Source organism: Nonomuraea sp. bgisy101 (assembly GCF_057708945.1).
Genome location: NZ_JBYITD010000019.1, coordinates 203823 through 229469 on the forward strand (window position 1 = coordinate 203823; position 25647 = coordinate 229469).

Annotated in this window: 27 protein-coding genes; 16 read left to right on the plus strand and 11 right to left on the minus strand. The window is 70.5% G+C overall.

Going from position 1 to position 25647, the window contains the following annotated elements; translation table 11 throughout:
- The gene (locus tag AC3EO4_RS32245; RefSeq protein WP_431899123.1) at positions 1–282 is read right to left on the minus strand and encodes an Lrp/AsnC ligand binding domain-containing protein; all 282 of its coding nucleotides are present in this window, start codon (positions 280–282) and stop codon (positions 1–3) included.
- Here AC3EO4_RS32245 and AC3EO4_RS32250 point away from each other — a divergent pair.
- The 4 genes from AC3EO4_RS32250 to AC3EO4_RS32265 all read left to right on the plus strand — a co-directional run bounded on the left by AC3EO4_RS32250 (position 276) and on the right by AC3EO4_RS32265 (position 4532).
- A complete protein-coding gene (locus AC3EO4_RS32250) occupies positions 276–830 on the plus strand; it encodes a pyridoxal-phosphate dependent enzyme (protein ID WP_431899124.1) in 555 nt (184 codons plus the stop codon). The two genes, AC3EO4_RS32245 and AC3EO4_RS32250, sit on opposite strands and share 7 nt — an antisense overlap.
- A 153-nt stretch (positions 831–983) precedes the next feature.
- Positions 984–1661 carry a YqeB family protein gene (locus tag AC3EO4_RS32255; RefSeq protein ID WP_431899126.1) on the plus strand — a complete coding sequence of 226 codons (678 nt, stop codon included), beginning with the start codon at positions 984–986 and terminating at the stop codon, positions 1659–1661.
- A 136-nt stretch (positions 1662–1797) separates the two neighbouring features.
- Positions 1798–3228 (plus strand): alpha/beta hydrolase family protein, encoded by a 1431-nt coding sequence (locus tag AC3EO4_RS32260; protein ID WP_431899128.1) that lies wholly within the window; start codon positions 1798–1800, stop codon positions 3226–3228.
- Between the two features lie 158 nt (positions 3229–3386).
- A complete protein-coding gene (locus AC3EO4_RS32265; RefSeq protein WP_431899130.1) occupies positions 3387–4532 on the plus strand; it encodes an epoxide hydrolase family protein in 1146 nt (381 codons plus the stop codon).
- Between the two features lie 109 nt (positions 4533–4641).
- Here AC3EO4_RS32265 and AC3EO4_RS32270 read toward each other — a convergent pair whose 3' ends face one another.
- From AC3EO4_RS32270 to AC3EO4_RS32280, 3 genes are all read right to left on the minus strand, one after another.
- The gene (locus AC3EO4_RS32270; protein ID WP_431899132.1) at positions 4642–5157 is read right to left on the minus strand and encodes a hypothetical protein; all 516 of its coding nucleotides are present in this window, start codon (positions 5155–5157) and stop codon (positions 4642–4644) included.
- 240 nt (positions 5158–5397) lie between these two features.
- Entirely contained in the window at positions 5398–5604 is a 207-nt protein-coding gene (locus tag AC3EO4_RS32275) for a hypothetical protein (protein WP_431899133.1), read from the minus strand.
- Between the two features lie 213 nt (positions 5605–5817).
- Positions 5818–6111 carry a putative quinol monooxygenase gene (locus AC3EO4_RS32280; RefSeq protein WP_379567886.1) on the minus strand — a complete coding sequence of 98 codons (294 nt, stop codon included), beginning with the start codon at positions 6109–6111 and terminating at the stop codon, positions 5818–5820.
- A gap of 193 nt (positions 6112–6304) precedes the next feature.
- Between AC3EO4_RS32280 and AC3EO4_RS32285 the strand changes: the two genes are divergently transcribed.
- The 7 genes from AC3EO4_RS32285 (at position 6305) to AC3EO4_RS32315 (ending at position 15722) form a co-directional block, all read left to right on the plus strand.
- Complete coding sequence (locus tag AC3EO4_RS32285; protein ID WP_379567888.1) at positions 6305–7741, plus strand: MFS transporter; 1437 nt, start codon at positions 6305–6307, stop codon at positions 7739–7741.
- Positions 7742–7780: 39 nt separating this feature from the next.
- Entirely contained in the window at positions 7781–9361 is a 1581-nt protein-coding gene (locus AC3EO4_RS32290; protein WP_379567890.1) for an FGGY family carbohydrate kinase, read from the plus strand.
- Entirely contained in the window at positions 9358–11031 is a 1674-nt protein-coding gene (locus tag AC3EO4_RS32295) for a glycerol-3-phosphate dehydrogenase/oxidase (protein ID WP_379567892.1), read from the plus strand. The genes AC3EO4_RS32290 and AC3EO4_RS32295 overlap by 4 nt, the downstream gene beginning before the upstream one ends.
- A complete protein-coding gene (locus AC3EO4_RS32300; RefSeq protein WP_379567894.1) occupies positions 11028–12590 on the plus strand; it encodes an FAD-binding oxidoreductase in 1563 nt (520 codons plus the stop codon). The genes AC3EO4_RS32295 and AC3EO4_RS32300 overlap by 4 nt, the downstream gene beginning before the upstream one ends.
- 16 nt (positions 12591–12606) lie before the next feature.
- Entirely contained in the window at positions 12607–13218 is a 612-nt protein-coding gene (locus AC3EO4_RS32305; RefSeq protein WP_379567896.1) for a glycerol-3-phosphate responsive antiterminator, read from the plus strand.
- Positions 13219–13613: 395 nt separating this feature from the next.
- Positions 13614–14441, plus strand: a complete 828-nt coding sequence (locus tag AC3EO4_RS32310; RefSeq protein ID WP_379567898.1) for a DMT family transporter — start codon at positions 13614–13616, stop codon at positions 14439–14441.
- A gap of 126 nt (positions 14442–14567) precedes the next feature.
- The gene (locus tag AC3EO4_RS32315; RefSeq protein WP_379567900.1) at positions 14568–15722 is read left to right on the plus strand and encodes an alcohol dehydrogenase catalytic domain-containing protein; all 1155 of its coding nucleotides are present in this window, start codon (positions 14568–14570) and stop codon (positions 15720–15722) included.
- Positions 15723–15726: 4 nt separating this feature from the next.
- On the opposite strand, the gene AC3EO4_RS32320 is transcribed toward AC3EO4_RS32315, so the two are convergent.
- The 5 genes from AC3EO4_RS32320 to AC3EO4_RS32340 all read right to left on the minus strand — a co-directional run bounded on the left by AC3EO4_RS32320 (position 15727) and on the right by AC3EO4_RS32340 (position 19031).
- Positions 15727–16293, minus strand: coding sequence for a mycothiol-dependent nitroreductase Rv2466c family protein (locus AC3EO4_RS32320; RefSeq protein WP_431899138.1), 567 nt, complete (start codon positions 16291–16293; stop codon positions 15727–15729).
- Positions 16290–16895 carry a glycosyltransferase gene (locus tag AC3EO4_RS32325; RefSeq protein WP_431899164.1) on the minus strand — a complete coding sequence of 202 codons (606 nt, stop codon included), beginning with the start codon at positions 16893–16895 and terminating at the stop codon, positions 16290–16292. Before AC3EO4_RS32325 ends, AC3EO4_RS32320 begins: the two co-directional genes overlap by 4 nt.
- A 36-nt stretch (positions 16896–16931) precedes the next feature.
- Complete coding sequence (locus tag AC3EO4_RS32330) at positions 16932–17354, minus strand: SgcJ/EcaC family oxidoreductase (protein ID WP_431899140.1); 423 nt, start codon at positions 17352–17354, stop codon at positions 16932–16934.
- Positions 17351–17644, minus strand: a complete 294-nt coding sequence (locus tag AC3EO4_RS32335; RefSeq protein ID WP_431899141.1) for an SDR family oxidoreductase — start codon at positions 17642–17644, stop codon at positions 17351–17353. The genes AC3EO4_RS32330 and AC3EO4_RS32335 overlap by 4 nt, the downstream gene beginning before the upstream one ends.
- 172 nt (positions 17645–17816) lie before the next feature.
- Positions 17817–19031 carry a M20/M25/M40 family metallo-hydrolase gene (locus AC3EO4_RS32340; RefSeq protein ID WP_431899142.1) on the minus strand — a complete coding sequence of 405 codons (1215 nt, stop codon included), beginning with the start codon at positions 19029–19031 and terminating at the stop codon, positions 17817–17819.
- A gap of 132 nt (positions 19032–19163) precedes the next feature.
- On the opposite strand from AC3EO4_RS32340, the gene AC3EO4_RS32345 reads away from it, so the two are divergent.
- From AC3EO4_RS32345 to AC3EO4_RS32360, 4 genes are all read left to right on the plus strand, one after another.
- Positions 19164–19622, plus strand: coding sequence for an Lrp/AsnC family transcriptional regulator (locus tag AC3EO4_RS32345; protein ID WP_431899144.1), 459 nt, complete (start codon positions 19164–19166; stop codon positions 19620–19622).
- 221 nt (positions 19623–19843) lie between these two features.
- The gene (locus AC3EO4_RS32350) at positions 19844–20299 is read left to right on the plus strand and encodes a hypothetical protein (protein ID WP_431899146.1); all 456 of its coding nucleotides are present in this window, start codon (positions 19844–19846) and stop codon (positions 20297–20299) included.
- Between the two features lie 345 nt (positions 20300–20644).
- The gene (locus tag AC3EO4_RS32355) at positions 20645–20962 is read left to right on the plus strand and encodes a hypothetical protein (protein WP_379567914.1); all 318 of its coding nucleotides are present in this window, start codon (positions 20645–20647) and stop codon (positions 20960–20962) included.
- Positions 20963–21053: 91 nt separating this feature from the next.
- On the plus strand, positions 21054–22301 hold the full coding sequence (locus AC3EO4_RS32360) for an ArsB/NhaD family transporter (RefSeq protein WP_431899166.1): 1248 nt from the start codon (positions 21054–21056) through the stop codon (positions 22299–22301).
- A gap of 63 nt (positions 22302–22364) precedes the next feature.
- Here AC3EO4_RS32360 and AC3EO4_RS32365 read toward each other — a convergent pair whose 3' ends face one another.
- Complete coding sequence (locus AC3EO4_RS32365; protein ID WP_431899148.1) at positions 22365–23633, minus strand: arginine deiminase; 1269 nt, start codon at positions 23631–23633, stop codon at positions 22365–22367.
- A 26-nt stretch (positions 23634–23659) separates the two neighbouring features.
- Entirely contained in the window at positions 23660–24193 is a 534-nt protein-coding gene (locus AC3EO4_RS32370; protein WP_431899150.1) for a copper chaperone PCu(A)C domain-containing protein, read from the minus strand.
- Positions 24194–24727: 534 nt separating this feature from the next.
- Between AC3EO4_RS32370 and AC3EO4_RS32375 the strand changes: the two genes are divergently transcribed.
- Positions 24728–25549, plus strand: coding sequence for an alpha/beta fold hydrolase (locus AC3EO4_RS32375; protein WP_431899151.1), 822 nt, complete (start codon positions 24728–24730; stop codon positions 25547–25549).
- Positions 25550–25647 lie beyond the last annotated feature (98 nt).

The following is a 25647-nucleotide window of genomic DNA, read 5'->3' on the forward strand; positions in this document are numbered from 1 at the left end:
TCACGTCCGCGGCATGGGCAGGGGCAGTGTCAGGCCGACCTTGACCGGACGCATCACGATGCTGGTGGTGAAGCGGCGGACGTTGGTGTTGTCGAAGAACGTCCGCTGCGTGAACTCCTCGAAGTCCTCCATGTCCCGCGCGATCACGATCAGCACGAAGTCGTAGGCGCCCGTCACGTAGTAGCACTGCTGCACGTTCGGGTCGGCGTCCACCTGATAGCGGAACGAGTCGAGCACCTCCGACCGTTCGCGCTCCATCTCGACCTCCACGACGAATGTCATGGCCTGACCGAGCGCCGCTGGTGGCCGACAGCTCGTGGGAGGGCTACACCGACGTCCCGCTCGACATCATGCGCGGCTACACCACGTTGTTCGCCGAGATCGGCACGGCACCCACCCACGTGTTCGTCCAGGCGGGCGTGGGCGGGCTGGCCGGCGCCGCCGCCAGCTACGTGCGCGACCGCTGGGGCGAGGAGACCAGGATCGTCGTCGTGGAACCGGAGGCCGCCCCCTGCCTGATGGTCAGCGCGATGGAGGGCCGGCCTTCCAGGGTCGGCGGCGGGCGGACGACGCTGGGGCGGCTCGACTGCCGCGAGCCGTCCCTGCTGGCCTGGCGGCTGCTCGCACGCCTGGCCGACGCGTTCGTGACCATCACCGACGAGCAGGCCGAGGACGCCGCACGCTCCCTGGCCGGCCAGGGAGTACGGCTCTCGCCGTGCGGGGCGGCGGGCGCGGCGGGGCTGCTGTCCATGGACGCCGACACGCGCGCCGCACTCGCGCTGGACGCGCGCTCCCGCGTCCTCCTCGTCGGGACCGAACGCTCGCACTGACCCGCCGGGACCCCGGCGGCTCGCCCGGACCCGCGCGTGTGTGCGTCGCCTGATCCTGACCACCCCCTCCCAAAGTCGACGGTCTTCCGACTTTGGTCGCCGTCGAGGCGCGCGCCCGCCGGCCGGCCTTCGGTGACGGTATGTTCGAATGACGTGAAAGCCGGTAGACATCCTGAGGCCACCGTCGTCGCCGACTCCGCCCTGCTCGTGATGCTGGTCTGCGTCGCGGGCGGCGCCCTGGTCGGCTGGCTGGTGAAGCTGCTGGCGCGATGGCTCGTGACCCTGCCGTGGGCGCCGTTCCAGGGCCCGGCCAAGCTGCTCAGCTCGTTCCCCGAGCCGGGGCTCACCATCGGCGCCGTCGCCGTGGGCGCCGTCGCGGGCCTGCTGCTGGGTCTCACCGCCCTGCACGAAGCCCTGACCGTCGCCGTCTCCGACGCGCAGGTGACGCTCTCCACCAGGGACGAGACCCAGGTCGTCGACGGGGGTGAGATCGCCCTGGCGTTCAAGGACGGCAAGCAGCTCGTTCTGCTCGGCCATCACGGCCGGGAGGCCGCGAGGGAGGAGACCGACCTGAGCGCGAAACGCCTGTCCAGAGCCTTCACCAAGCACGGGTACGGCTGGGCGGAGACGGACCCGCACGACGACGCCTACCGGCTCTGGGTGCCCGGCGCCTCCGGCCTCCCCGACGGCGCCGACGCCGTCTTCGCCGCCCGCGCCCAGGCGCTGAAGGGGGACAAGGGCGACGACGCCAGGGAGTTGCGCAAGGAACTGACCAGAATCGGCGTCGTCGTGCGCGACAGGGACAAGCGACAGTACTGGCGCGTGCCCTGACGCCGACCACGGGACGTGTCACCTGACCCCATGCGACCCTGATCGCACCCGCCGTTCGGAGGTCATACCAGGGTGGCACGCGGGTCTGGACCTTCGAGCCGATGCCAGGCAGGGGCGGCGCGCCAAGAATGATCACATGGATGTGACGATACTCGGGCTGTCGCTCGTGGAACTCCTGGCCCTGGTGGCCGCCGTCATGCTGGTGCTGGCCCGCTGGCTGCCGCCCGGCGCGCGCCGGCCCGTCAGAACGGTCGCCGGCGGGGCGCTCGCGCTGTCCGCGGCGGTCCTGGCGGTGCTCGGGATCCGCTGGCAGCTTCTCCCCGTCCTCGCCGGCGGGGCCATGGCGCTCGCGTTGGCTGCGCTCCCTGTGCTGAGACGGCGTGCCGAGCGGCCCGGGTGGCGGGCCCGGTGGTGGGTGGCACTGCCGGGGTCGGCGGCCTGCCTGGCCCTGATCGTCGCCGGGGCGGGGGCGGCGTGGGCGCTTCCCCTGCCCGTGTTCCCCGAACCGTCGGGGGCGTACGGGGTCGGCACCACCGTCGTCCAGTGGACCGATCCCGATCGCGACGAGACCGCCACGGCCCAGCCCGACGACCCGCGCACCGTCGTGGTGCAGCTCTGGTATCCCGCGCGCGGCAATCCCGAGGGAGCCCGGCCCGCGCGATACCTCGGCCGCACCGAGCAGGAGGCGCGGCTCGTCGCCCACGGCACGGCGGACTACCTCGGTGTGCCCGGCTTCATGCTGGACGAGGCGGTGCGCGCGTACGCGCGCTCGACGCCCGACGCCCCGGTGGCCGACAAGGGCGGACGGTTCCCCATCGTGCTGTTCTCCCCCGGGCTGGGCGGCGTACGCACCCAGAACACCGCCTGGGCCGAGGAACTGGCCAGCCGCGGGTACGTCGTCGCGGCCATCGACCACCCCTACGACTCGGCCGTCGTCACCCTGGCCGACGGCCGGACGGTCCGCACCCGGGTCAAGGCGACCGGCGACGACGCGGAGGACACGAGGCGGGCCGCCGGGTGGACGGCGGTCAGGGCCGCCGACCTCAGCTTCGCCCTCACCCAGCTGGGCCGGCTGCACCGCGGCGAGATCCAGGGCCCGCTGACCGGACGGCTGGACACCCGGCGGGCCGCGGCGACCGGCCACTCTCTCGGCGGCGCCGCCGCCCTGCAGGCCGCGCGCCAGGACTCGCGTTTCGCCGCCGTCATCGTCCTGGACGGTTTCCCCCGCGACCCCGCTCCGCGCCCGTTCGACCAGCCCGTGCTCGCGCTCACCCACGAGATCGCGCCGGGCGAGGAGGCGGACTACCTCTCCCGCCTCACGCAGGTGCTCCAGTTGAGCACGGCGCCGAGCTACCGGCTCACCGTCCCCGGCTCGGCGCACCTCACCTTCACCGACTCCCCGCTGTACCTGCCGCCCCTGCCCGCGCTCGTCGGCTCTTTCGGGCGCGCCGGCGGCCCGCGCGTCACCGTGGAGACCACGGTCGCCTTCCTGGACGGCACGCTCCGCGACAAGCCGGGCGACCTCGCCACGATCCTGCGGAGGTACGGCGAGCTGACCGCCTTCTGATCCGCGACCCCGAGCACCGCTGACACCCGCGACGCATGGCCGGCCGTCTCGGCTCGAAGCCCTTACGGCCGTCCCTGATCAGCTGGGTAATCGAGATCACGAACCAGCCGGGCAAATGAGGAAAGAACCTTTCCGCATTACTGTCTAGCGTGGGTTTCATGACGCACGACGTGACTGACATCCGGCCCTTCCGCATCGAGATCCCTCAGGCCGACCTGGACGACCTGCGCGACCGGCTGGCCCGCACCCGCTGGCCCAGCCGCCTGCCGGGCGCCGAGTGGAGCCGCGGGGTCCCCGTCTCGTACCTCAAGGAGCTGGTGCGGTACTGGGCGGACGACTACGACTGGCGCGCCCAGGAAGCGCGGCTGAACAGGTTCCCGCAGTTCACCACCGACATCGACGGGCAGAGCGTGCACTTCTTCCACGTTCGGTCCGCCGACCCCGACGCGCTCCCGCTGATCATCACGCACAGCTGGCCGAACTCGATCGCCGAGTTCACCCATCTGCTCGGCCCACTGTCTCGGACCTTCCACGTGGTCGCCCCCTCGCTGCCCGGGTTCGGGTTCTCCCCGTTTCCCGAGCCCGCCGACGAGCGGCCCTGGAACATCGAGCGGGTCGCCCGCACGTGGGCGGAACTGATGAGCCGGCTGGGCTACCAGCGCTACGGAGTCCACGGCAACGACGCAGGCGCGCTGGTCTCACCGCAGCTCGGCGCGCTGGCCCCGGAACACGTGGTCGGAGTGCACATCACCGGCGGCCTCGGCATGCCGACCGGCGACCCGGCCGACCTCGAGGGGCTGTCGGAGGAGGAGCGGGCCAGCGTGGAATGGCTGGCCGACATGCTGAGCGGCGCGGGAGGAAGCGGCTACGCGCCCTACCTCGCCGCCCGGCCGCAGACGCTCAGCTACGGCTGGGCTGATTCGCCGGTCGCCCAGCTGGCCTACCTGGTGGAGAGGTTCAAGGAGTTCGACGGCTGGCCCGACGGGTCGGCGCCGCAGGAGCCCATCGACCGCGACCTGGTGCTCACCAACGCGAGCCTGTACTGGCTGACGGGCACCGGCGGGTCGTCGTCGTGGACCTACTACGAGGGCGCGGCGGGCATGCCGATCGACCAGAACGTGGTGCCGACAGGCGTCTCCCACGGCGGCCCTTCGGCCTTCCGCCGGATCGCCGAACGCGCCAACGACATCGTGCACTGGGAAGACCACGAGCACCCCAGCCACATGCTGGCGATGGCGGCCCCCGATCCGCTGGTGGCCGACATCCAGAAGTTCTTCGCGAGCCTCGACGCGCGAGCGATCTAGCCGTCCGCGACGACCGCGAGGATCAGCGGAGCACTCCCGTGGCGATCGCGTCGCGGACCGAGGCGCGGGGATGCCGGAGCGGCGCGCTCGACGAGCTGCGGAAGCTCGCTCATCGGGCCGACTGCCCGACCAGGGTGTGCGGGGCCTGCGGGAGCAGCGCGGTCAGCGCGGTCAGCGCCTCGCGCACCTCGTCACAGTGGTCGGCGGGGATGATCACGCGGACGCCGGTGTACACACGCTCCTGGTACAGCCGGAGCTCGACCCAGCCGAGGCCGACCTCGACGCTCAGGAAGTCCGGGTTGGCGAGGTCGCGGTCGATCGACACCACGAACTGGTGCGGGGCGTCGTCCGCGAGGCCCAGCAGGTGGGCGAGCCAGGTGACGTTCTCGCGGTCGAGCGGGAAGGCCTTCTCGTTCATCCCGACCGCGACCACGTCGGCACCGTTCACGACCATCGGCCAGAAGGCCAGGGTGTCGGTGTCGCGCAACTGCGGGCGGATTGTCTCGTACGAGGTGTCGGGGGCGCCCGTCAGGGCGAGCAGGTGCAGCGACGGGACGGTGCCGGCGTGGTCGCCGGGGAAGGTGAAGCTGCGGGAGTCTTCGTCCGCCGGAGGGAAGTCGGACATGAGGGGGACTCGCTTCCTGGGCCATGGTTCTGCGTTTCGGATGGGCCTCTTTCATGATAACGGACATTGACATGCAAGATTTTTAAGAGGCGGTCTCGCTTGAGGCGAGCCGATGGACGCTCGGCAAGCCAGGGCTCGACCTGGACGACCTCGACAGGTCTTCAGCAACGATGAAGGGGCGCCAGAAGAATGACTTCCGGCGCCCCTTCATCTTGTTTTCATGGCATTTCACAAATTTCATTAATTGTTCCTGTTGCTGCCGCCACCGCCCGCATTGGTGCCGCCCAGGCCGATACCGTTCCCAGGGCCGGGATCGGCGGTGGATACGGTGTAGTGCACCGCGGCCACGGTGTCGGCGCCGGTGATCTCGGGAGGCAGGGTCGCCGGCCCCACGAAGATGAAAGCCGCCGCTGCCCCGAACGCGAGAACGTTCTTCAACACGATCATTGCGATCACTCCACGTCGAATCGGTTACACCCTGGACTGGCTTCCCGGAATCATGTGATAAATCCGGCTATGTTGTGCTGCAACCTGCCGGGCCCGTTCCCCATTCCGCCCATCGCGCTGATTTCCAATGAAGGGACAGACGCATACCTTTCTTTGGCGTTTCAGGCAGTGAGCGCCGCTCCCTGGGGGTGACACCGTCCACCGGTGGGCGGGTCAGGGGTCGAGTGGCTCGTAGGCGACGACCTCCCGGGAGGCGAGCCGGGCCAGGCAGTCGCCGACGACATATTTCTGGAAGTGGGCGGAGGCGCGGTGCGCCTCGAAGGCCGCGGCGTCGACGTACCGCTCGTAGATCATGAACCTTCGGGGGTCGTCGACGCAGACGTGAGCCTGGTAGCCGAGGTTGCCCGGTTCCTGGCGCGACAACGGGGTGATGATCCGGATGATGTCCGCGACGGCGTTCTCCTCACCGGCGCGGGCGGTCCACACAGCTTGCACGACATAGGCCATGCCAGGTGACTTTAGGGCGGATGCCGCGGCAGCTCACAACCAGCCCGCGACACTTGACAAATCGGACAGTTCGCTAATAACGTCCCGGCAACCGACAGGCACAGACGAAGACATTCCTGTCAGTGGTCTTCGTCTGTGCTTTTTGTCGTTCTGGACCGCTGGCAGGGATTCACCCCCCGAAAGGCGGCTGGGCATGAACGAAGGCTCCGCTCACACGAGAACAGCGGTCATCCGCGACGCCGGCGACGCGGCCAACCTCATCGACACCCTCAAGAGCCTGAACGGCAGGGCGAACTGGATCTGGTTCCTCGCCCTGGCGGGCCTGTTCCTTGACGCCTACTCCAACGCGGCGCTGGGAGCCGGCCTGTCCCCCATGGTGAAGCAGCTGGACCTGTCACCCACGCAGGTCGGCGTGCTCACCGCGATGGCTCCGGCGATCGCCATCCTGTCCAATCCCTTCGGCGGCTGGCTCGCCGCGCGGATCGGCCGGGTCAGGCCGCTGCTGATGACGAAGGTCGTCTTCGCGGTCGGCGCGCTGCTGACCGCGGCCGGCTCGGACTTCCAGACCGTCTTCGCCGGGCGGGCCCTGGTGGGCATCGCCTACGGCATCGACTTCGCCGTGGCGATGGCGCTGCTCGCCGAGTACACCCCCGCCTCCCTCAAGGGCAGGCTCAACTTCTGGCAGGGCGTCTGGTACACCGCGACGACCACCAACCTGCTGCTGACCCTGCTGTTCTACAAGTTCGACGTCGGCGCCGACATCTGGCGCTGGTCCGTCGGCTCCTCGGCCGCCTTCGCGCTCGCGCTGTTCGTCCTGCAACTGGTCTTCCTCGTCGAGAGCCCCACCTGGCTGGCCGCCAAGGGCAGGCTGCGGGAGTCCGCGGCGAACCTGCGCAGGATGTACGGCTTCGCCGCGCAGGAAGGGCCGCAGGAGGCCGGGCTCGCACAGGGCGCCACCCACCAGGTCGGGTTGCGCGACGCGGGCGTCCTGTTCCGCAAGCCCTACCTGCCCAGGACCGTGCTGTCGACCGTCATCTCCCTCACCCAGGCCATGCAGTACTTCGCCGTGGGCTGGTACCTGCCGGTGATCAGTCTCGAGTTGTTCGGCAGGGAGTTCGAGAAGGCGACGGTCGGTTCCATGGCCTTCAACGCGGTCGGCATCGTCGGCGGCTGCCTGTCGGCCTACGCGGGCCGCCGGCTGGGCCTGCGGGTCAGTTCGATGGCCGGCTACGCCATGGTGTTCGTCGCCCTGCTGGTGATGGGCGCGACGTTCAAGCAGCTGCCCATCGGGCTGGCCGCGCTGCTGCCGGTGCTGTTCATCTTCTTCCACTCCGCCGGCCCTGGCCCCAACGGCAAGTCGATCGCGGCGCTGTCGTACCGCAGCGACATCCGCACGCTGGGCACCGGCGTGACCGGCATGCTCGGCAGCCTCGGATCGGTTGCGGGCCTGTACCTGTTCCCGCAGCTCCAGGCGGGTATCGGAGTGGGCAGCAGCCTGATGGTCCTGTCGGTGGTGCCGCTGGTGGGCCTGCTCACCTGCATGGCGATCAAGTGGGACCCGACCCGCGCCGCGGTGAACCTGGAGGAAGAGGCGATCAGCCTCCAGCGGCGCACGATGGTGTCGGCCTGAACGGTGTCCGGCTCGGACACGATGAAAGGACCTTCGCGGATGACAAGGGAACGCCGCCGAGGCGTACTCAGCATCGATGAGGGCACCACGGGCACCCGGGCCGCCGTCGTCCTCGACGACGGCGGCGCCGCACCACCCGCGTACCTGCCCCTGTCCGTCCGCTCGCCCGACCATCTGCGGGTCGAGCAGGACGCTACGGAGATCTGGGCGAACACCGTCGAGGTCTGCCGTCAGGCGCTGGACTGGGCGGCCGCGCACCGGGTGGAGATCACCGGAGTGTCGATCTCCACCCAGCGCGCGACGGTGCTGCTGTGGGACACGGTGACCGGATGCCCCCTGAGCCAGGCCGTGGTGTGGCAGGACCGCCGGTACGCCGCCCGGCTGCGGGAGTGGGAGCCGGAGTGGGACGCGCGCCTGGTGGAGCACACCGGCCGGCCGGTCGGCTCCCGGGCGCCGCTGCTCTGGGCGGCTGAGGAGGTCGCCGGCAACGCGGCCGCCCGCAGGGCTCGCGACGAGGGCAGGCTGGCCTTCGGCTCGGTCGACACCTGGCTGGTCTGGAAGCTCACCGGTGGTGCCCGGCATGTCATGTCGGCCACGAACGCCGTGGCCGCGGGCGCCTACGATCTGCGGACGGGCGACTGGCACGAGCCGTGGGTCGAATTTCTCGGCTGCCCGCGCGACGTGCTGCCGGAGATCGTCGACGACGACGGCGACTTCGGCGCCACCGACCCGGCCGTTCTCGGCGTGCGGCTGCCCATCCTGTCCGTCATGGGTGACCAGCACGCGGCGATGATCGCGCTCGGTGCTCACCGGCCGGGCCAGGCCACGACCGTCCACGGGACCGGCACGTTCCTCGACGCCGTCGCGGGCGACCGGCCGCCCGTCCACCGGCGCCAGGTGCCAGGAGTGCTCACGCTCGTCGGCTGGCGATCGCGGGGCACGTCCGTGTTCAGCTTGGAGGGCTACGCCTCGACGACCGGGTCGGCGATGCGGTGGCTGTGCGAGGAGATCGGGCTGTTCGACTCGCCGGCTCAGCTGGCCGCACTCGCCCGCGAGCACACCGGCCCGAGCCGGGTGATGTTCCTGCCCGCCCTGGCGGGACTGCGGACACCGGCCTGGTCGCCGGAGGCCACCGGGGTGCTCGCCGGGCTCAGCCTGTCCACGACCCGGGCGGAACTGGCCCGCGGCGTCCTCGACGGCTTCGCGCACTCGGTGTGCGACCTGCTGGAAGGCGTGGAGGAGGTCATGGGCAGGCAGGTCACCGACCTGTTCTGCGGAGGCGGGCTGGCCAGCAGCGACGTGCTGATGTCCGCCCAGGCGGATCTGATCGGCCGGCCGGTACGGCGTGCCCTCGGCCACGAGACCGCCAGCCTCCGCGGAGTCGCCTACCTCGGTGGCGTACGGGCCGGTCTGTGGCCGAGTGTTTCGGCGGCCGTCGCCGGACTCCAGGCGGCCCCCGTGTTCGAACCCACCCTTTCCGAGGCCGAGCGCCTGGAGGCCCGCGCCGCATGGCGCGACCTGCTGGCCCGCCACATCATCACCGCCGGGCCCGGCGCCCGGCCACCAGGACCGGGCTCGCGAGGGCCCAAACCCGACGCACAGGAGGAATCAACGTCGTGATCCGGCTTCCCGAACGCAAGGCGAGGTCAGAGGCGAAGAGCGCCATCCGCCGTACCGCGCTCGCACTCGACCGCAGGGAGCAGATCGAACGGCTCGCCTCCCGGCCCGTGGACGTGCTGGTCGTCGGCGGTGGCATCACCGGCTGCTACACCGCGCTCGACGCCGTCACCCGCGGCCTGACCGTGGCGCTGGTGGAACGAGACGACTTCGCGTCAGGCACGTCGTCGAAGTCGTCGAAGATGGTGCACGGCGGCCTGCGGTACATCGAGCAGGGGAACCTGCCACTGGTCCGGCGTTCGCTGCTGGAGCGGCAGCGGTTCCGTCACAACGCGCCACACCTGGTGCAGCGGCTGCCGTTCGTCTTCCCCGTGCTCGCCCAGGACGGCGTCTTCGACGCGCGCATCGCCAAGGCCTTCGAGGGCCTGCTGTGGACGTACGACCTCGCGGGAGGCTGGCGCATCGGCAGGCTGCACCAGCGGCTCAGCGTTCCCGAAGTCCTCGCCCGCGCCCCCCGGCTGCGCGCCGAGCAGCTCAAGGGCGGGCTGCTCTACTACGACAGCCGCACCGACGACGCGCGCCTGACCCTGACGATCGCCCGTACCGCGGCGCACTTCGGGGCCACCGTCCTCAACGGCGCCGCCTGCCGAGGCCTCGTGCGCGAGGGCGGCAAGGTGCGCGGCGCGACCGTCGAGGTCGACGGCAGGGAGATCGACGTGCGGGCGGGCGTCGTGATCAACGCCACCGGCGTCTGGTCGGACACGCTCGACGCCCTGTCGGATCCCGGCCACCGGCCCCGGATCCGTCCCGCCAAGGGGGTGCACATCGTGGTGCCGTGGACCCGGCTGCCCGTCGACGGCACCGTGACCGTGCCCATCCCCGGCCGGGCCCGCCGCGCGACCTGCACCCGCTGGGGGGACGTGGTCGTGGTCGGGACGACCGACACCGACTACGACGGCTCTCTGGAGGACGTGCTGTGCACCAGGGAGGAGATGCAGTACCTCCTCGACGGGGCCAACACCGCCTTCGACGCCGGTCTCGGCCCCGACGACGTGGTCGGCTCGATCGCCGGGCTCCGTCCCCTTGTCGGCGGCAAGGAGGGGGCCACGCTCGACATGAGCCGCGACCATCGCATCTCGACCGACGCGCACGGGCTCGTCACCGTCACCGGCGGAAAGCTCACCACCAGCCGTCACATGGGCGAGCTGGTCGTCGACGCGGCCCTGAAGGTGCTCGGCCGCAGGGCCCGATGCCGTACGGCACGCCTGCCCCTGCTGGGAGGCGCCGGCTTTGACGCGGAGGCCACCTCGGCCACCGGAGGGCTCGGCGCCCACCTGGGACAGCGGTACGGAACCGAGGCCCGCTTCGTCACCGACCTCCTCAGCGAAGACCCCTCGCTGGCCGAGCCGATCGTCGAGGGCACCGCCCACCTGCGGGCCGAGGTGGTCTACGCGGCCAGGTGCGAGCTGGCGCGGACCGTCGACGACGTGCTGTCGCGCCGCACCCGCATGCGGGTGTTCGCCCGTGACCTGTCGGTCAAGGCGGCCCCTGAGGTCGGCCTGCTGCTCCAGAGGGAGCTCGGGCTGTCCGACGAGGAGGTCGCCAGGCAGGTCGACGAGTACCTCTCTGACATCGACCGCGAGAAGAACGTACTGATGGAGGCACTTACATGATCAGCAGGCAGACCATCACCCATCCGTTCAACCGGGGCGACTACGTCGTCGGCGCGCCCACCCCTCCGCGCTGGGCCGCCGACTGCCCGCCCGGCGCGGGGAGGGCCAGCCTGCAGACCGCCGTGGTCGAGGTTCCGGGGACGGTCGTCGCCGAACTGCGCGCGATCGCCGCCGCCGTGCACACCGAGCGGGACGAGGTGATCGTGCGCACCCGCGACTGGTGGGCGGGCACGTCCATCGGCGAGACGGACGGCCACCCCGCCACCCCCGACGCCGTGATCGTCGAGGCGGCGGACGAGGAGCAGGTGGCCGCGGTCGTCAGGCTCTGCCACGCGCACGGCATCCCGCTGACGGTCTCGGCCGGCCGCAGCAACGTCCTAGGCGCCGCCCTGCCGGTGTTCGGCGGGGTCGTGCTGGACGTCTGCCGGCTCAATCGGATCATCTCCTTCGACGACGAGTCGATGATCGTCGAGGTGCAGGCCGGCATGTTCGGCGACCTTTTCGAAAGGGAGCTGCAGGAGACGTACGGCGCCACCACCGGGCACTGGCCGTCCGCCTTCGCCATCTCGACCGTCGGCGGCTGGGCCGCCTGCCGGGGGGCCGGCCAGCTGTCCACCCGGTACGGGAAGATCGAGGACATGGTCGTCGGGCTGGACGTGGTGCTGCCCGACGGGAGCACCGCCACCTACGGCACCTACCCACGGGCCGCCGTCGGCCCGGACCTGCGCCAGCTGTTCATCGGCTCCGAGGGCACGCTCGGCGTGATCACCAGGCTGCGGCTGCGCACCCACCGGCTGCCCGACTACGCGGTGGGGCTCGCGTACGGCTTCGACACGTTCGCCGCGGGGCTCGACGCCTGCAGGGAGATCCTCCAGCGGGGCGCCACCCCGGCGGTGCTGCGCCTGTACGACGCCCACGAGAGCGGCACCCACTTCGGCGAGCGGGACACCAACCTGCTGCTCATCGCCGACGAGGGAGACCCCGCGCTGGTGGATGCGACCATGGCGGTGGTCGAGAAGGTCTGCGCGGAGCGGGCGGCGGTGACGCTCGACGGCGACGCGATCCTCGCCCGCTGGCTGGACGAGCGGATGATCGTGGGCAAGTCCGGCGACGGCTTCGCCAAGGGCCCCGGCTTCGTCGCCGACACCTGCGAGATCGCCGCGCCGTGGTCGTCGCTGCCGGTGATCTACGACGAGGTGGTGACGGCCATCGAGGCGGTCCCCGGCACGCTGCGCGCCTCCGCGCACCAGTCCCACGCCTACACCGACGGCGCCTGCCTGTACTTCTCCCTGCGCGGCGACGTGGAACGGGCTCGCCGTCGCGAGTGGTACCAGGCCGCATGGGACGCCGCCAACGACGTGCTCATCCGGCACGGCGCCGCGATCAGCCACCACCACGGCGTCGGACTGCTGCGCTCGCCGTACGTCGAACGCTCGCTGGGCAGCGGCTTCGGCACCCTGTTGGCGCTCAAGCAGGCCCTCGACCCCGAGGGAATCATGAACCCGGGGAAGCTGGGGCTGCCCAGCCGATTCCAGGCCGACACATCCGAGCAGGGCTGACGCATAAGGTGGACCGGTGAACTCTCGTCCGAAACGTCCTGTTGACCGGCGCCTGCTGACCTCGCTCGCGGAACACCCCGTGATGGCGTCGCTGGTCGGCGTGGAGATGGCGGACAGGTTCACCTCCACCTCCACGCCGCTCGGCATCCTCGCCTCGGTCCCGCTCGGCGATCTGGAGGCGACCGTCCAGCGGACCCTCGCCGCGGGCAAGATCGTGTTCGTCAACATGGACTCGACCCCCGGTCTGGGCCACGACCCCGGCGCCCTGACCTACCTCAAGGGGATCGGGGCGATCGGGATCTGCTCCACCCGGGCGGCGATCATCGAGCGGGCCGGCAGCCTCGGCCTGCTCGCCATGCAGAAGGTGTTCGTGACCGACCGCTCCAACCTGCACCGGAGCATCCAGGCCATCACCCGATCCCGTCCTGACCTGGTCCAGCTCATGCCCGCGGTCGTGCTGCGCTACGTGGAGCAGCAGGCCAGGGACCTGGGGGTGCCGTACCTGGCCGCAGGGTTCGTCCAGGGTGAGGCGGACGTGGTCGAGGCGCTCCGCCACGGCGCCGCCGGGGTCTGCACCTCGGACAAGGACCTGTGGGAGTTGCGCCGGTCGGCCCTGCGCGCCTCCTGAACCATCTGTCGCTGTGCCACCGCGCCACACGTCTGCTTCGACGTGCCTGGATGCCAGGCGCCGGCCAGCCAACCCTCAGCCGCCGCGTGTGTCCTCACGGGTGGGTCTCATGGAAGGACGACTCCTTGACGCCGGTCACCCCGGGCCTGTCCGGACCTTCACCCGGGCCGCCGTCCGGTGCGCCACCTGGGCTCTCTGAGCGTCCCGGACCGGCGGGGCAGCCTGGGCCACCTGGGCAGCCTGGGCCGTCTGGGCCATCTGAGCCCTCTGGGCCATCTGAGCCGTCTGGGCCGTCTGGGCCGTCTGGGCCACCGTCGGCTGCGGCTCGCCCGTCGGGCCGCGGCCCGACGGGCAGGAGGGGCGCGAAAGAGCGGCTGACGCCGGTCGCGCCCGCCGTGTTCGTCGTGCTGTGGAGCAGCGCCTTCATCGCCGGGATCCCCGGGGTCGCGGCCGCTCCCCCGCTGCTGCTGATGTTCGCGCGCTTCGCCCTGGCTGGGGTACTGCTCGCCGGCTACGCCCTGATCACCCGCGCGCCCTGGCCGCGCGGCCGGGCGGCGGCGCACATCGCCGTCTCCGGCCTGCTGATCCAGGCCGTGCAGTTCGGCAGCTTCTACACCGCGCTCGGCATGGGCTTTCCCGCCGCGGTCGTCTCCCTCGTCCAGGGGCTCAGCCCCGTCGTCATCGTGCTGGCCATGCGGCTGCTCGGCGAGACGGTCACCCGGCGGCAGGGGCTCGGCTTCGCCCTCGGCGCGACCGGTGTCGTCCTCGCGGTGGCCGACCGGGTGAGCCTGTCCGCCTGGGGTGTGGTGCTGTGCCTGGTCGGGTTGCTCGGGTTGAGCGCCGGCACCCTCTACCAGAAGCGGTTCGTCCCCGGCATGGACGTGCGTACCGGGACCGCGGTGCAGCTTCTCGTCAGCGCCCCCGCGGTCGGGCTGGTCTGCCTGGCGGTCGAGACCCCACGGGTGTCGGACTGGGCGGCTTTCGGCGCGTCCGTGGCCTGGATGGTGCTGGTCAACTCCATCGCGGCGTTCATCCTGCTCAACAAGATGCTGCTCCGCTCGTCAGCAAGCCGGGTGAGTACGGTGTTCTTCCTGACGCCCTCGGTGACGGCGGTGCTGGCCTGGGTCCTCATCGGCCAGTCGCTGCATCCGCTCGCCGTCACCGGGCTCGTCCTCGGCGGCGCCGGTGTCCTGCTCGCCAATCACCGGGCCGCCACGGCGTGAGCAGCGGATCGGCCGGTGCTCTGTGGGGCGGCCGGTCGCCCGACGTCCGGCCGCGGCTCCGGCCGTACCGGTACCCGCCCGCCGAACCGATCGCGAAGACAACCTGGGATCCAGAGAGGTGATGTGATGAGAATCCGCGGAGCCGTCCTCGATGAGATCGGCCGGGCACGCCCGTACGCCGAATCCCGTCCGCTGTCGATCTGCGAGCTCGAACTGGACCCGCCCGGCCCGGGCGAGCTCCTCATCAGGGTCGAGGCCGCCGGTGTGTGCCACTCCGACCTGTCGGTCGTCGACGGGAACAGGGTGCGGCCCCTGCCCATGCTCCTGGGACACGAGGCGGCCGGCGTGGTGCAGCAGGTCGGCGTCGGTGTCGATGACATCGCGGTCGGGCAGCGGGTCGTCATGGCCTTCCTACCCCGCTGCGGCACGTGCGACGGCTGCGCCACCGACGGTGTGACGCCCTGCGTCCGAGGGAGCGCCAGCAACAACGAGGGAACGCTGCTGACCGGCGGCGTTCGCCTGCGCCGCGACGGTGTCAGGGTGCTGCACCATCTCGGGGTCTCGGCCTTCGCCACCCACGCGGTCGTGGACCGGCACTCGGTCGTCCCGGTGGGCGACGATGTCCCTCCCGAGGTCGCCGCGGTCCTCGGCTGCGCCGTGCTCACCGGCGGCGGCGCGGTGATCAACGTCGGCGAACCCGCCGCAGGCCAGACGGTGATGGTCGTCGGGCTCGGCGGAGTCGGCATGGCCGCGCTCATCACCGCCCTTGCCCTGAAGGGCGTCACGGTCATCGGCGTCGACGGCAACCCGGACAAGCTCGTCACCGCGCGGGAGCTGGGCGCCCACGCCGCCTACACCCCCGCCGAGGTCACCGAGCTCAAGATCAAGGCGCCGGTCGTCATCGAAGCCGCCGGGAACGCTCGCGCCTTCGAGAGCGCGGTCACCGCGACCGCTCCCGGTGGCCGCACGATCACCGTGGGCCTTCCGGCGCCCGACGCCCGATCGTCGATCTCGCCGCTCGCGCTCGTGGCGGAAGGACGAACCATCGTCGGGAGCTATCTCGGTTCAGCGGTCCCCGCCCGTGACATCCCCGTCTTCGCCCAGATGTGGCGCGAAGGCAGGCTGCCTGTCGACGCGCTGGTGACGTCCAGGATCGGGCTCTCCGCGGTGAACGAGGCGATGGACCAGCTCGCCGACGGCAAGGCCGTACGGCAGGTCATCGTGTTCGACGAGGACGAGCCCCCCGTGCAGGCGTTCGCCCCCGATGAGGTCGCGGTGTGACGGTTCAGTTCACGATCTCGGGAGCGGGTGGTCCTTTCACCTCGTGGAACCCCGGCGTGCCGGCCACCGCCAGCAGCCCGTCCCACAACAAGCCGGCCCGCTCGCCACGAGGCACCTGCGAGATCACCGGCCCGAAGAACGCGATACCGCCCGCCGCGACGATCGGCGTGCCGACGCGGCCCCCCACCAGCGCGACGCCCCGAGCGGTCGAAGCGCGCAACTCGTCGTCGTAGTCTTCGCCGGTCACCACCTCGGCCAGCTCGGGAGCCAGCCCCGCCTCCTTCAGAGCTGCGGCGAAGTCCCAGTCCTCCCGCCTGCCGTACGCGCTGTAGAACTCACCGAGCGCGGCCTTGCCGTACCGACTCTCGACGGCCGCGCAGACCCTGGCAGGAAACCACAGGTAGCCCTCGGTGTCGCCTTCCGGATCCTCGTCGAGGTGCTCGTTGAGGGCGGACAGGCTGAGGATCTGCCACCGCACGGTGACCGGGCGGACCTGGGTCACCTCGAGCAGCCAGCGGGAGGCGTTCCACGTGTAGGGGCACGACGGGTCGAACCAGAAGTCGGCGATCATACTCCCAGCCTATTTCGGCGTGATCGAACGCCGCTCCTGCTCGCGGCCGGACGATCGCGGCCGGGCGGCACCCGTACGGCCGGGGCGACGCGGCCGACGTCGACGCCCGTGCGGCTGATCGCGTCGACCAGCAGCGTCGCGGCCACCGTGGCTCCGTCGACGCGGATCGTGCCGGCCACGGCGGCCGCTCGTGCGCGGGTCGCGGGGGTCAGGGCCGTCCTGAGCGCGCCCGACAGGGACTCGGCGCTCGGAGTCGGACCGTCGTGTGCCGCGCCGATGCCCAGCTCGGCCACCCGGCAGGCCCAGTACGGCTGGTCCGCCATCTGGGGGACCACGACCTGCGGCGCGCCGGCCAGGGCGGCCGTCGTCGTGGTGCCCGCGCCGCCGTGGTGGACGACGGCGGCCACCCTGCGGAACAGCGCCTGCTGGTTGACCTCGCCGACGACGAGGCGGTCATGTCGTCGCGGATCTCCCAGCGGTTCGCAGCCCGTCCCCTCCGGCCCGAGCAGTCGGATGCCGGTAGAGGTCTCGTCACAGCCCCGATCGGCATGCGACCACGGGGCTTTCGACGTGGTCGTCCGCGCTGCCGGGGTGGGCGGGATCCCTGGGTTCCAGGGACGATGATCGCGGTCCGGTCGTCACTGAACCTTCGCGGGCGAACCCGTGTCGCCAGGCGGTGATGACCCTGAGTCATGGTGGGTGGCGGCGTGGTACTGGTGGATGAGCCAGGCCTCCTCTGCCTGTTCGGCCACGATGGACAGGCGTATCCGGTGGATGTCATCGGTGGGCGCGGTGAAGGTCACCTCCGCGAACCCGTGCACGATCGCCTGGCCCAGCAGGGCGGCGGACAACAGCTTGGCTTCCGCGGTCGTGCCGTGGGCGATCCTGTCGTAGTACTCGAAGATTTCCTCTCGGCCGCGCCGCAGCCGTGGACTGATGCCCTGGAAGAGCGCGTCCTGGCTGAACAGCAGGACGATCTCGGTCGGGTGGTGTGCGTTGAAGGCCCGCTGCCAGGCATGGAGCAAGCCGGTGAGGACGCCTGTGGCGTCGGGGCCGGTCATCGGGGCCCGCCCGCGTGCAGAGCCTCCCGCTCCCGCTGCTGGGGCGGCTCCGTGTGCGGCCGCCGGTCGTGCTCGGCCATGTCGTCTGCGGCATGCGACTCGGCCTCGTCGGCGCTGTCGGCCGCCACCATGACAACGTCCACGCCGCTGGGCGAGATCGCCTCGACGGCAGCGCGCAACCTCCGGATGTGACGCGCGATCAGAGCGACCGGCAGCCCCTCTCGGCCGAACCGGCGGGCCACAGCCTGTCGGATCACCGCGCCCGCCCCGATGATCAATGGTCCGGACACTGCTGTCTCCTCTCTTGCGACATCAGCGACACTGGGACGCTAAGGGGTCACATCCATGTGAAGGTCAAGGAAGGAGCGGTGCGGATCGGCGACCCGGCCATGACCGGAAGGATTCGGTTCGTGGACGGCCGTCCTCCCCGGGTGGGCGGTACGGCCGCGCCGACCACATGGGTCACGACAGCATGTCGCTCGCGTAGAGGGCGTACACGGCGGCGCAGCGGCGCATGGCGGCCTCGTCGACGTACTCGTCGGGGCCGTGTGAGACGTCCAGGCGGCCCGCGCCGTACCCGAAGGAAGGGATGCCGAGCTGTGCGTACCAGCGGATCTCGAGAATGCCTGCGCACATCTCGAACCGGGCCGGTGCGCCGTGGACGTCGCCGACGACCCGGGCGAGCGCGACGGCCGCCGGGTGGTCCTGCTCGGTGCCGGCGGACGGCTGCAGCTGCGTCGTCTGGACCGACACGTCGGCGCCGATCTCGCGGGCGGCGTCCTCGATGAGGCCGGTCAGGCGCTTGAGCTCGCCCTCGAGATCCTCTTCTGGGTTGTAGCGGCCGTCGACGGTGAAGAAGGCCGAGCCTGGCACGACGTTGAAGTTGGAGCCGCCGCCGGACAGTCCGCCGACGACGACCATGGTGCCGCGGGCGTCGTCGGCGGCCATCGGGAACCCGGTGTGCCGCTCCGCCATCTCGGCGGCGTACCGCTCGACGGGGCGGGCGATGTGCAGCATGTGCTGGAAGGCGTTCACGCCGAGGTTCGCCTGGCCGACGTGGGCCTCGCGGCCCCGGATGTCGACACGGACGGAGACGGCGCCGCGGGCGGCGTGCCAGATGCCGCCACCGCTGGGTTCCGCGGTGACCATGGCCAGCGCGGCCGGATCGATCAGCTGTGCGGCGCGCAGGTGCCCCGCGCCGACGACGCTGCCGGTCTCCTCGTCGCACACCAGGTGCACGACGATCCGTCCGTCGCCGAGCAGTCCGAGCTGGTGGGCGGCGGCGGCTCCGTAGAGCATGCTGACGATCCCGCCCTTCATGTCCGCCGCGCCCCTGCCGATGATCTTTCCGTCGCGGCGAACGGCCGTGAACTGCCCGCGGTTCTGGGCGGGCACCACGTCGAAGTGACCGTGGAAGTAGACGAGCTTGTCACCGTCGCCTGCGGTGCCGCGGACGACGCACGGGTCGTCGAGCTCACCAGGTGCGTCGACGATGTCGATGATCTCCGGAGACAGGCCGAGGCGGTCCATCGCCTCGCGCAGGACCTGCGCGCAGCGGCCGAGCGCGCGCCCTGGCGGGTTCTCGGAGTCGACGGCCACAAGACGTTCGAGGAGCTGCGCCATCTCCTCTGCGCGTTCGTCCAGCCAGGCCTCGACCTGCGCGGCACGGTTCGTCACGAGCTTCACCCTCTCATCGGACGATGCCACGTTCCGGCTGGCCGCTCGGAGTCGGGGCGCGGGTTGAGTCGGAGTAATTCTAGGCCGGAATTGTCCTTATTTGGTTTCCAATTCTGACGCTAGAATCGCCAGGTGAGCAATGAACATGCACTTGATGCCCTCGACATGGAAATTTTGTTTCATCTGCAGCAGGACGGCCGGTTGACCAACGTCGAACTCGCCAGGCGCGTGGGGCTCACCCCGCCGCCGTGCCTGCGCCGGGTGAAGCGTCTGGAGGAGGCGGGGATCATCACCGGCTACCGGGCGACCGTCGACCACGAGGCCCTCGGCGGCGGGCTGGAGGTCATCGTCTCCATCGAGGTCAGTGTGAGCGATCTGAAGACCTTGGAGGAGTTGGAGAGGACGATCGCCGCCTACGACGAGGTCGTCGAGTTCCGCCGCCTGTTCGCCACCCCCGACTACCACCTGCGCGTCCTCGTCGCCGACTACGCCGCCTACGAGGCGTTCCAGACCGGGAAGATCATCGGCATTCCCGGTGTGGCCAGGGTGATCTCCCAGCCGACCATGAAGAAGATCAAAGTCCTCGACTGATCCAGGTCACGGCCTTGGCACGGTGTCCGGGCTTCATGAACCGGCGAAGGCGAGACCCCTGGCCGCGAGCTCCTCTTCGAGGATCCGGATCGCCTTGGGTCCCACCTGAGACCAGAGCGCCGGTTTCTCCGGCCTCCGCCCGCCGCTTCACGAGAAACGCGCCCTCGTGGGCCAACCGCGCCCCAACGCCGGCCCAACACGCCTCCCTAGCGTTTCACGACGTGATCTTCAAAGGAAGCAACGCCCTGCGCGTACCGCTCACCGTCATCGGCCTGGTGGCCGCCCTCGGAGCCGTCGCAACGGCCCCTGCCGCCGCCCGGAGCGCGAGCTGCTGGGGTGGCCCCACCGTCACCATCCCGAACGGCAGGACCTACTCGACCAGTGTCTGCCCCACCTGGGTGCAGACCCGGGTCAGGGAGTTGCCCGCGAGAAACGGGGACACGACCGGCTACCTCTTCCCCGGGAACAACTGGGTGGTCTGCCAGCGCAAGGGAGACGAGAACGACCAACTCGGCGGCGGCAGGAACGACATCTGGCTGTACACGCAGGGGGACACCACGGAGCACGAGTACAACGGATGGGGCTGGATCCCGGCGACTTCGGTGTCCTACGGCGGCGACTACGAGCCGATCCCCGGCGTCAGATGGTGTACCGGCACCGACCCGCGCTGGCCGTAACGAGAAGGGGCGGTCCCACCTGACCTCCAGCAGCCCGACCCGGATCGAGGCGAGCGTTCTCGACCAGCAGGCGATCCCCTGCGCGGAGGCGGCAAGAGGCAGGCGCGAGAGCGCCCTCCGGGCTTCCACGGCATGATGCGGCTCTGACCGGCGCCCGCGCGTCCTGCTCGCCCGGACGTCGAGCGGGGCGCGTCGCGGCCGCCGGGAGATCCGGCGGCCGAATCTCGCCGGTCGGCTTGGCGATGTTCGGCGCGGTGGTCCGCCGGCCAGGCGGAGGGCGAGGAACTGTCGGTGCCGTGTGCGACTCTGAGGGCCGGCGTTTCCGGATGGAGGAAGGGGCCTCGGATGACCGAGGGAAAGGCACTGTACGCGGACCTCGTCGCCGAGCATCTGACCAGGCCTGAGGTGAGCATCGGGCGCATGCTGCGCAACGACGGCCTGAAGATCAACGGCAGGACGTTCGCCTTCATCTCCATGCGCGAACGGCTGGTGGTCAAGCTGCCGCAGGAGCGGGCCGCCGCTCTCGTGGCCGTCGGCACCGCGCACGCGGTGGAGATGGGCACCAGGCGCATGCGGGAGTGGGTGGAGATACCCGAGCTCGACGAGGACACCTGGCGCGCTCTCATGGAGGAGGCCGCCGCGTACGTGGAGACGCTCGCCTGATCCGGCCGAAGGGGCGCCCGCAGGGGACGGCCGTCGACGCCCCGGGGCACGGCGACCGGCCGGTGCCGGCCATGGGCGCGGGACCTCGACGATCGCGCTCATCGCCACGGAGAAGGCGAACAAGGTCAGGGTCGTGCTCGTCGCCGCGGGCGCCATGGCCGTGCTCGGCCTGGTACCCGGCGCCCGGGTGTTCTTCTCCGAGCACGAGGGCATCGACTGGAACGTCATCTTCCTCCTGCTGGGCATGATGATCATCGTCGGTGTGGTCAAGCAGACGGGAGTCTTCGACTATCTCGCCATCTGGGCGGCCAAGAGGTCGAAGGGCGAGCCGTACCGGCTCATGGTGATGTTGATGGTCATCACCGCCATCGCCTCGCCGTTCTTGGACAACGTCACCACGATCATGCTCGTCGCGCCCGTCACCGTGGTGGTGTGCAACCGGCTGCGCATCCCCGCGCAGCCGTACCTGATCGCCGAGGTCCTCGCCTCCAACATCGGCGGGGCGGCGACACTCATCGGCGACCCGCCCAACATCATCATCGGCAGCCGCGCAGGGCTGACCTTCAACGACTTCCTCGCGCACATGGCTCCGGTGGTGGTGGTCATCTTCGCGGTGTTCGTGCTGTTCACGCGGGTCCTGTTCCGCGGCTCGTTCCGGTACGAGCCCGAACACGTCGCCGCCGTGACGGCATTGCAGGAACGGCGCGCCATCACCGACCCCCGGCTGCTGGCGCGGTGCATGGCCGTGCTCGCCTGCGTCGTCGCCGGCTTCGGCCTGCACGCCGTGCTGCACGTCGAGCCCTCGATCGTCGCCATGGTGGGTGCGGGTGTCATGCTCCTGGTCTCCCGCGCCGACGTCTCGGAGATCCTGCACGAGGTCGAGTGGCCGACTCTGGTCTTCTTCATGGGTCTGTTCGTCATGGTCGCCGGACTGGTGCACACCGGCGTCATCTCCACGGTCGGCGCGTGGACGGTGGCCGCGTTCGGCGATGACTACTTCCTCGCGGCGACGGCGCTGCTGTTCGGCTCCAGCGTGCTGGGCGCCTTCTTCGACAACATCCCCTACGTCGCCACCATGGCGCCCGTCGTGGAGGGCGTGGTCGCGACGACCCCGGATCCGCGGACCGGCCAGGCGCTGTGGTGGGCCTTCGCCCTCGGGGCGGACTTCGGCGGCAACGGCACCGCGGTGGCGGCCAGCGCCAACGTCGTCGCCATCGGCATCGCCTCGCGAACCGGCCACAGCATCGGCTTCTGGCAGTTCACCAAGTACGGGATCGTGGTGACCGTACTGAGCACGTTCATGGCGTGGATCTACATCTGGCTGCGCTACTTCACCTGAGCACGACCGCCCGGCCCCTCCCATCACTGGTCGAGGCGGGCGAGGCAAAGGGCGACGACCGGGTCAGATCGGGTCGCGCAGGATGGGGCAGGTCATGCAGTGCCCTCCACCGCGGCCCTTGCCCAGCTCGAATCCCTCGATCTCGATGACGTCCACGCCATGCTCGCGCAGCTTCCTGTTGGTGAACTCGTTCTTGTGGTAGCCGACCACGACCCCCGGCTCCAGAGCGACGAAGTTGCTGCCGCTGTCCCACTGCTCCCTGGCGCGCTGGTAGTCGTCCCCGCCGGTCGGGATGATGTCGAGCTTGCCGATCCCCAGGGCGTCCTCGAAGGCCGCGGCCAGGTTCGGCTCCCTGTGCACGTCGAGCGTCCCTTCCTTGTCGCCCGGCCGCAGCGAGTACACCGCCGCGTTCTCCACCACCGGCGGATAGCCGGTGGCCTTGTCGACATCCAGCAGCGTGAACACGGTGTCGAGATGCATGTAGGAGCGATGCGGCGGAATGCCGACCGCCAGTACCCTGGTCGCCGCCCCGGCGGCGAACAACTCCAGCGCCAGATGCTCGACCATGATCGGGCTGGTGCGCTCGCTCACCCCGATGGCCACCGTGCCCTTGCCGATGGGCATCATGTCGCCGCCCTCCAGCGAAGCACGGCCGAAGTCCTCCTCGTCAAACCCGCCGTCGTCACCCATCGGCGGGTACCAGTAGGCGAAGCCTTCATCGGCGAACATCGGATGGAAGTGGTAGACGATGCTCTGGTTGACCGTCTCCAGTCGGCGGGCGTGGTAGAAGAGCGGGTTGAGCGACACCCCGCCGTACAGCCAGGCCGACGGGTCGCGCTGGTACAGCGAGTTCGGCAGCGGCGGCAGGATGAACGACCCCGTGGCGGCCATCGCGGTCACCAGCGAGCGGACGTCGAAGCCTTCCCTGCCTGCCTGGACGTCGGCCAGGAACTCCTCCTTGGTCAGCCCGCCGATCAGATGCTCGGCAAGCTTGTCCCCGCTCCAGGAGGCCAGTTCGTCACGGACCTCGTCGACCAGCACCGGCCCCACGGTCAGGTGGGTGACCATGCGCTCCACGATGTGCCTCTTGGCGTCGGGGGCGGCCTCCAGCGCCTCCGCGAGCAACTTCTGGTGGTAGAACACCTCGATGCCGCGGCCACGCATCATCTCCACGAACGCGTCGTGCTCGATCTGGGCGCGGCCGACCCACAGCACGTCGTCGTACAGCAGGTCATCCTTGTTCGTCGGCGTGAGCCGCTTCAGGCTGAGATCGGGCCGGTGCACGATCACCTGTCGAAGCGTGCCCACCTCGGAGTGGACTCCGTATCTCATGCTCACAACGCCCCCAATCCGGGTCGTCACCGTGAAGGAGATGGGTTGCCCGCTCCCCGCGACAGCGGGAGGACGGGGATGCGGAGCGTCAGTGTGCCCGCGGTCGGGGAGCGGAAGGTGACGTCGACGGGGGTGGCCCCCATCGGGCGGTGAATGCCGACCAGCTCGAGGTGCGGCCTGTCGTGTCCCTGTTGGAGACTGATCGTGCCGCGGGGCGGGACCGCCACGTGGATGGCCTGATCAGCGGGCGCGGCCCCCTCCCGGTAGACGACCTTGTCGGCGTGCACCGTGCTGGCTCCGTCGAGCACCTGCTCCCTGTCGCCGTTGTTGACCAGGGTCAGGTAGAGGCCGAGGTCGTCGCCCGCCTTCTGCTTGTCCATGGGCGGGGCCAGGATGTGCACGTGGACCAGCCGCAGCATGCCGACCTGCCCGTCCACCAGCCCCCCGCGGTCCCACTGCTCGGGACCGCGCCCCGAGGAGCAGGCCCCGCACGCCAGCAGCAGGCACGCGGCCAGGAACACCCGCGGCCCGCCCCGGAATATCGCGTTCCACTCGCGCACGTCGAGCCCTCCGTGATCGGTCGGATCGTGATCAGGCCGCAGGCAGCGCCGACGTCGCCGGAGGCCGCCATTCCCGCCGGTACCGCGGGCGGGCGGGCGGGACGCGGGACTCGGGCGGGAGCTCGTTCGCGTGCGGACCTTGGTGTGAGACCGCGTCGCCGCTACCGGACCGCGGTGGTGGCCTGGACGTGCCGGACGGCCTCCTGGATGTCGGCTGCCCAAAAGGTGCATTCGGCATCATTCCACCGCGATGTGCACGCCAATCTGCGGGTGCTGATGCTTTGTCAAAGGTTGAGGGGCGACCGGATACGGCTTGGCGTCGACGGATCCGCCCACCGCACCCGCTCCAAGACGCGGGCGACCGGCGACGGGGCAGGTGGGCAGCGGTGCCGCGGGCCGGTCGCGAAGGCTCAGGAGCTCTTGAGCCATCGGACGTGGTGGACGAAGGCGCGGGCGGAATTGGCTCATTCGCGCGATGTCAGCGCGTCCCCCACCGAGTTGGGTGGAGACCACAGCCATCCAAGGGGAATGACCATGACATATTTCACCACCACCGACGGTACCGAGATCTTCTACAAGGACTGGGGCAGCGGCCGCCCCGTCGTGTTCAGCCACGGCTGGCCGCTCAACGCCGACGCATGGGACGACCAGCTCAACCTGCTCGCCGGCGAGGGCTTCCGCGCGATCGCCCACGACCGCCGCGGGCACGGCCGTTCCGCCCAGACCGGGGACGGCAACGACATGGACACCTACGCCGACGATCTCGCCCAGTTGCTGGAGACGCTTGACCTGCGCGACGTCGTCCTGGTGGGCCACTCCACCGGCGGCGGCGAGGTGGCCCGCTACATCGGCAGGCACGGCACCTCCCGTGTCGCCAAGGCCGTGCTGCTCGGCGCCGTCCCGCCGCTGATGCTCAGGACCGACGCCAACCCCGAGGGACTGCCGATCGAGGTGTTCGACGGTATCCGTGCCGGCGTCGCCGCCGACCGTTCCCAGTTCTACCGGGATCTGAGCGAGAGCTTCTACGGCGCCAACCGGCCGGGCTCGGCCGTCTCGCAGGGCACGCGTGACGCCTTCTGGCTGATGAGCATGCAGGCGGGGCTCAAGCCCGCGCTGGACTGCATCAAGCAGTTCTCCGAGACCGACTTCACCGAGGATCTCAAGCGCATCGACGTGCCCACCCTCATCGCTCACGGCGACGACGACCAGATCGTCCCCATCGCCGATTCGGCGCTGAAGTCCGCCGAGCTGGTCAAGGACGCGACCCTCAAGGTCTACTCCGGGGCCCCGCACGGCCTCGTCGGCGCGTTCAAGGACGCCTTCGACGCCGACCTGCTCGCCTTCGTCAGGAGCTGACCGCCGCCTCTGTCACGGCTCCGCGAAGGAAGGTGCCGTGTTCGGACACTCAGGCCGGCAGAGGAGCAGCGACCGTCGTGCGCCGACGGCCGGTGCGC

What these genes read in the sequence shown, in the direction of transcription:
- AC3EO4_RS32275 (WP_431899133.1), bottom strand. Translation starts at nt 5,604, where the DNA reads ATGATCGTGTTGAAGAACGTTCTCGCGTTCGGGGCAGCGGCGGCTTTC.
- AC3EO4_RS32250 (WP_431899124.1), top strand. Translation starts at nt 276, where the DNA reads ATGTCATGGCCTGACCGAGCGCCGCTGGTGGCCGACAGCTCGTGGGAG.
- AC3EO4_RS32330 (WP_431899140.1), bottom strand. Translation starts at nt 17,354, where the DNA reads ATGACCGGCCCCGACGCCACAGGCGTCCTCACCGGCTTGCTCCATGCC.
- AC3EO4_RS32285 (WP_379567888.1), top strand. Translation starts at nt 6,305, where the DNA reads ATGAACGAAGGCTCCGCTCACACGAGAACAGCGGTCATCCGCGACGCC.
- AC3EO4_RS32355 (WP_379567914.1), top strand. Translation starts at nt 20,645, where the DNA reads ATGACCGAGGGAAAGGCACTGTACGCGGACCTCGTCGCCGAGCATCTG.
- AC3EO4_RS32320 (WP_431899138.1), bottom strand. Translation starts at nt 16,293, where the DNA reads ATGATCGCCGACTTCTGGTTCGACCCGTCGTGCCCCTACACGTGGAAC.
- AC3EO4_RS32315 (WP_379567900.1), top strand. Translation starts at nt 14,568, where the DNA reads ATGAGAATCCGCGGAGCCGTCCTCGATGAGATCGGCCGGGCACGCCCG.
- AC3EO4_RS32365 (WP_431899148.1), bottom strand. Translation starts at nt 23,633, where the DNA reads ATGAGATACGGAGTCCACTCCGAGGTGGGCACGCTTCGACAGGTGATC.
- AC3EO4_RS32300 (WP_379567894.1), top strand. Translation starts at nt 11,028, where the DNA reads ATGATCAGCAGGCAGACCATCACCCATCCGTTCAACCGGGGCGACTAC.
- AC3EO4_RS32270 (WP_431899132.1), bottom strand. Translation starts at nt 5,157, where the DNA reads ATGTCCGACTTCCCTCCGGCGGACGAAGACTCCCGCAGCTTCACCTTC.
- AC3EO4_RS32290 (WP_379567890.1), top strand. Translation starts at nt 7,781, where the DNA reads ATGACAAGGGAACGCCGCCGAGGCGTACTCAGCATCGATGAGGGCACC.
- AC3EO4_RS32265 (WP_431899130.1), top strand. Translation starts at nt 3,387, where the DNA reads ATGACGCACGACGTGACTGACATCCGGCCCTTCCGCATCGAGATCCCT.
- AC3EO4_RS32245 (WP_431899123.1), bottom strand. Translation starts at nt 282, where the DNA reads ATGACATTCGTCGTGGAGGTCGAGATGGAGCGCGAACGGTCGGAGGTG.
- AC3EO4_RS32260 (WP_431899128.1), top strand. Translation starts at nt 1,798, where the DNA reads ATGGATGTGACGATACTCGGGCTGTCGCTCGTGGAACTCCTGGCCCTG.
- AC3EO4_RS32375 (WP_431899151.1), top strand. Translation starts at nt 24,728, where the DNA reads ATGACATATTTCACCACCACCGACGGTACCGAGATCTTCTACAAGGAC.
- AC3EO4_RS32280 (WP_379567886.1), bottom strand. Translation starts at nt 6,111, where the DNA reads ATGGCCTATGTCGTGCAAGCTGTGTGGACCGCCCGCGCCGGTGAGGAG.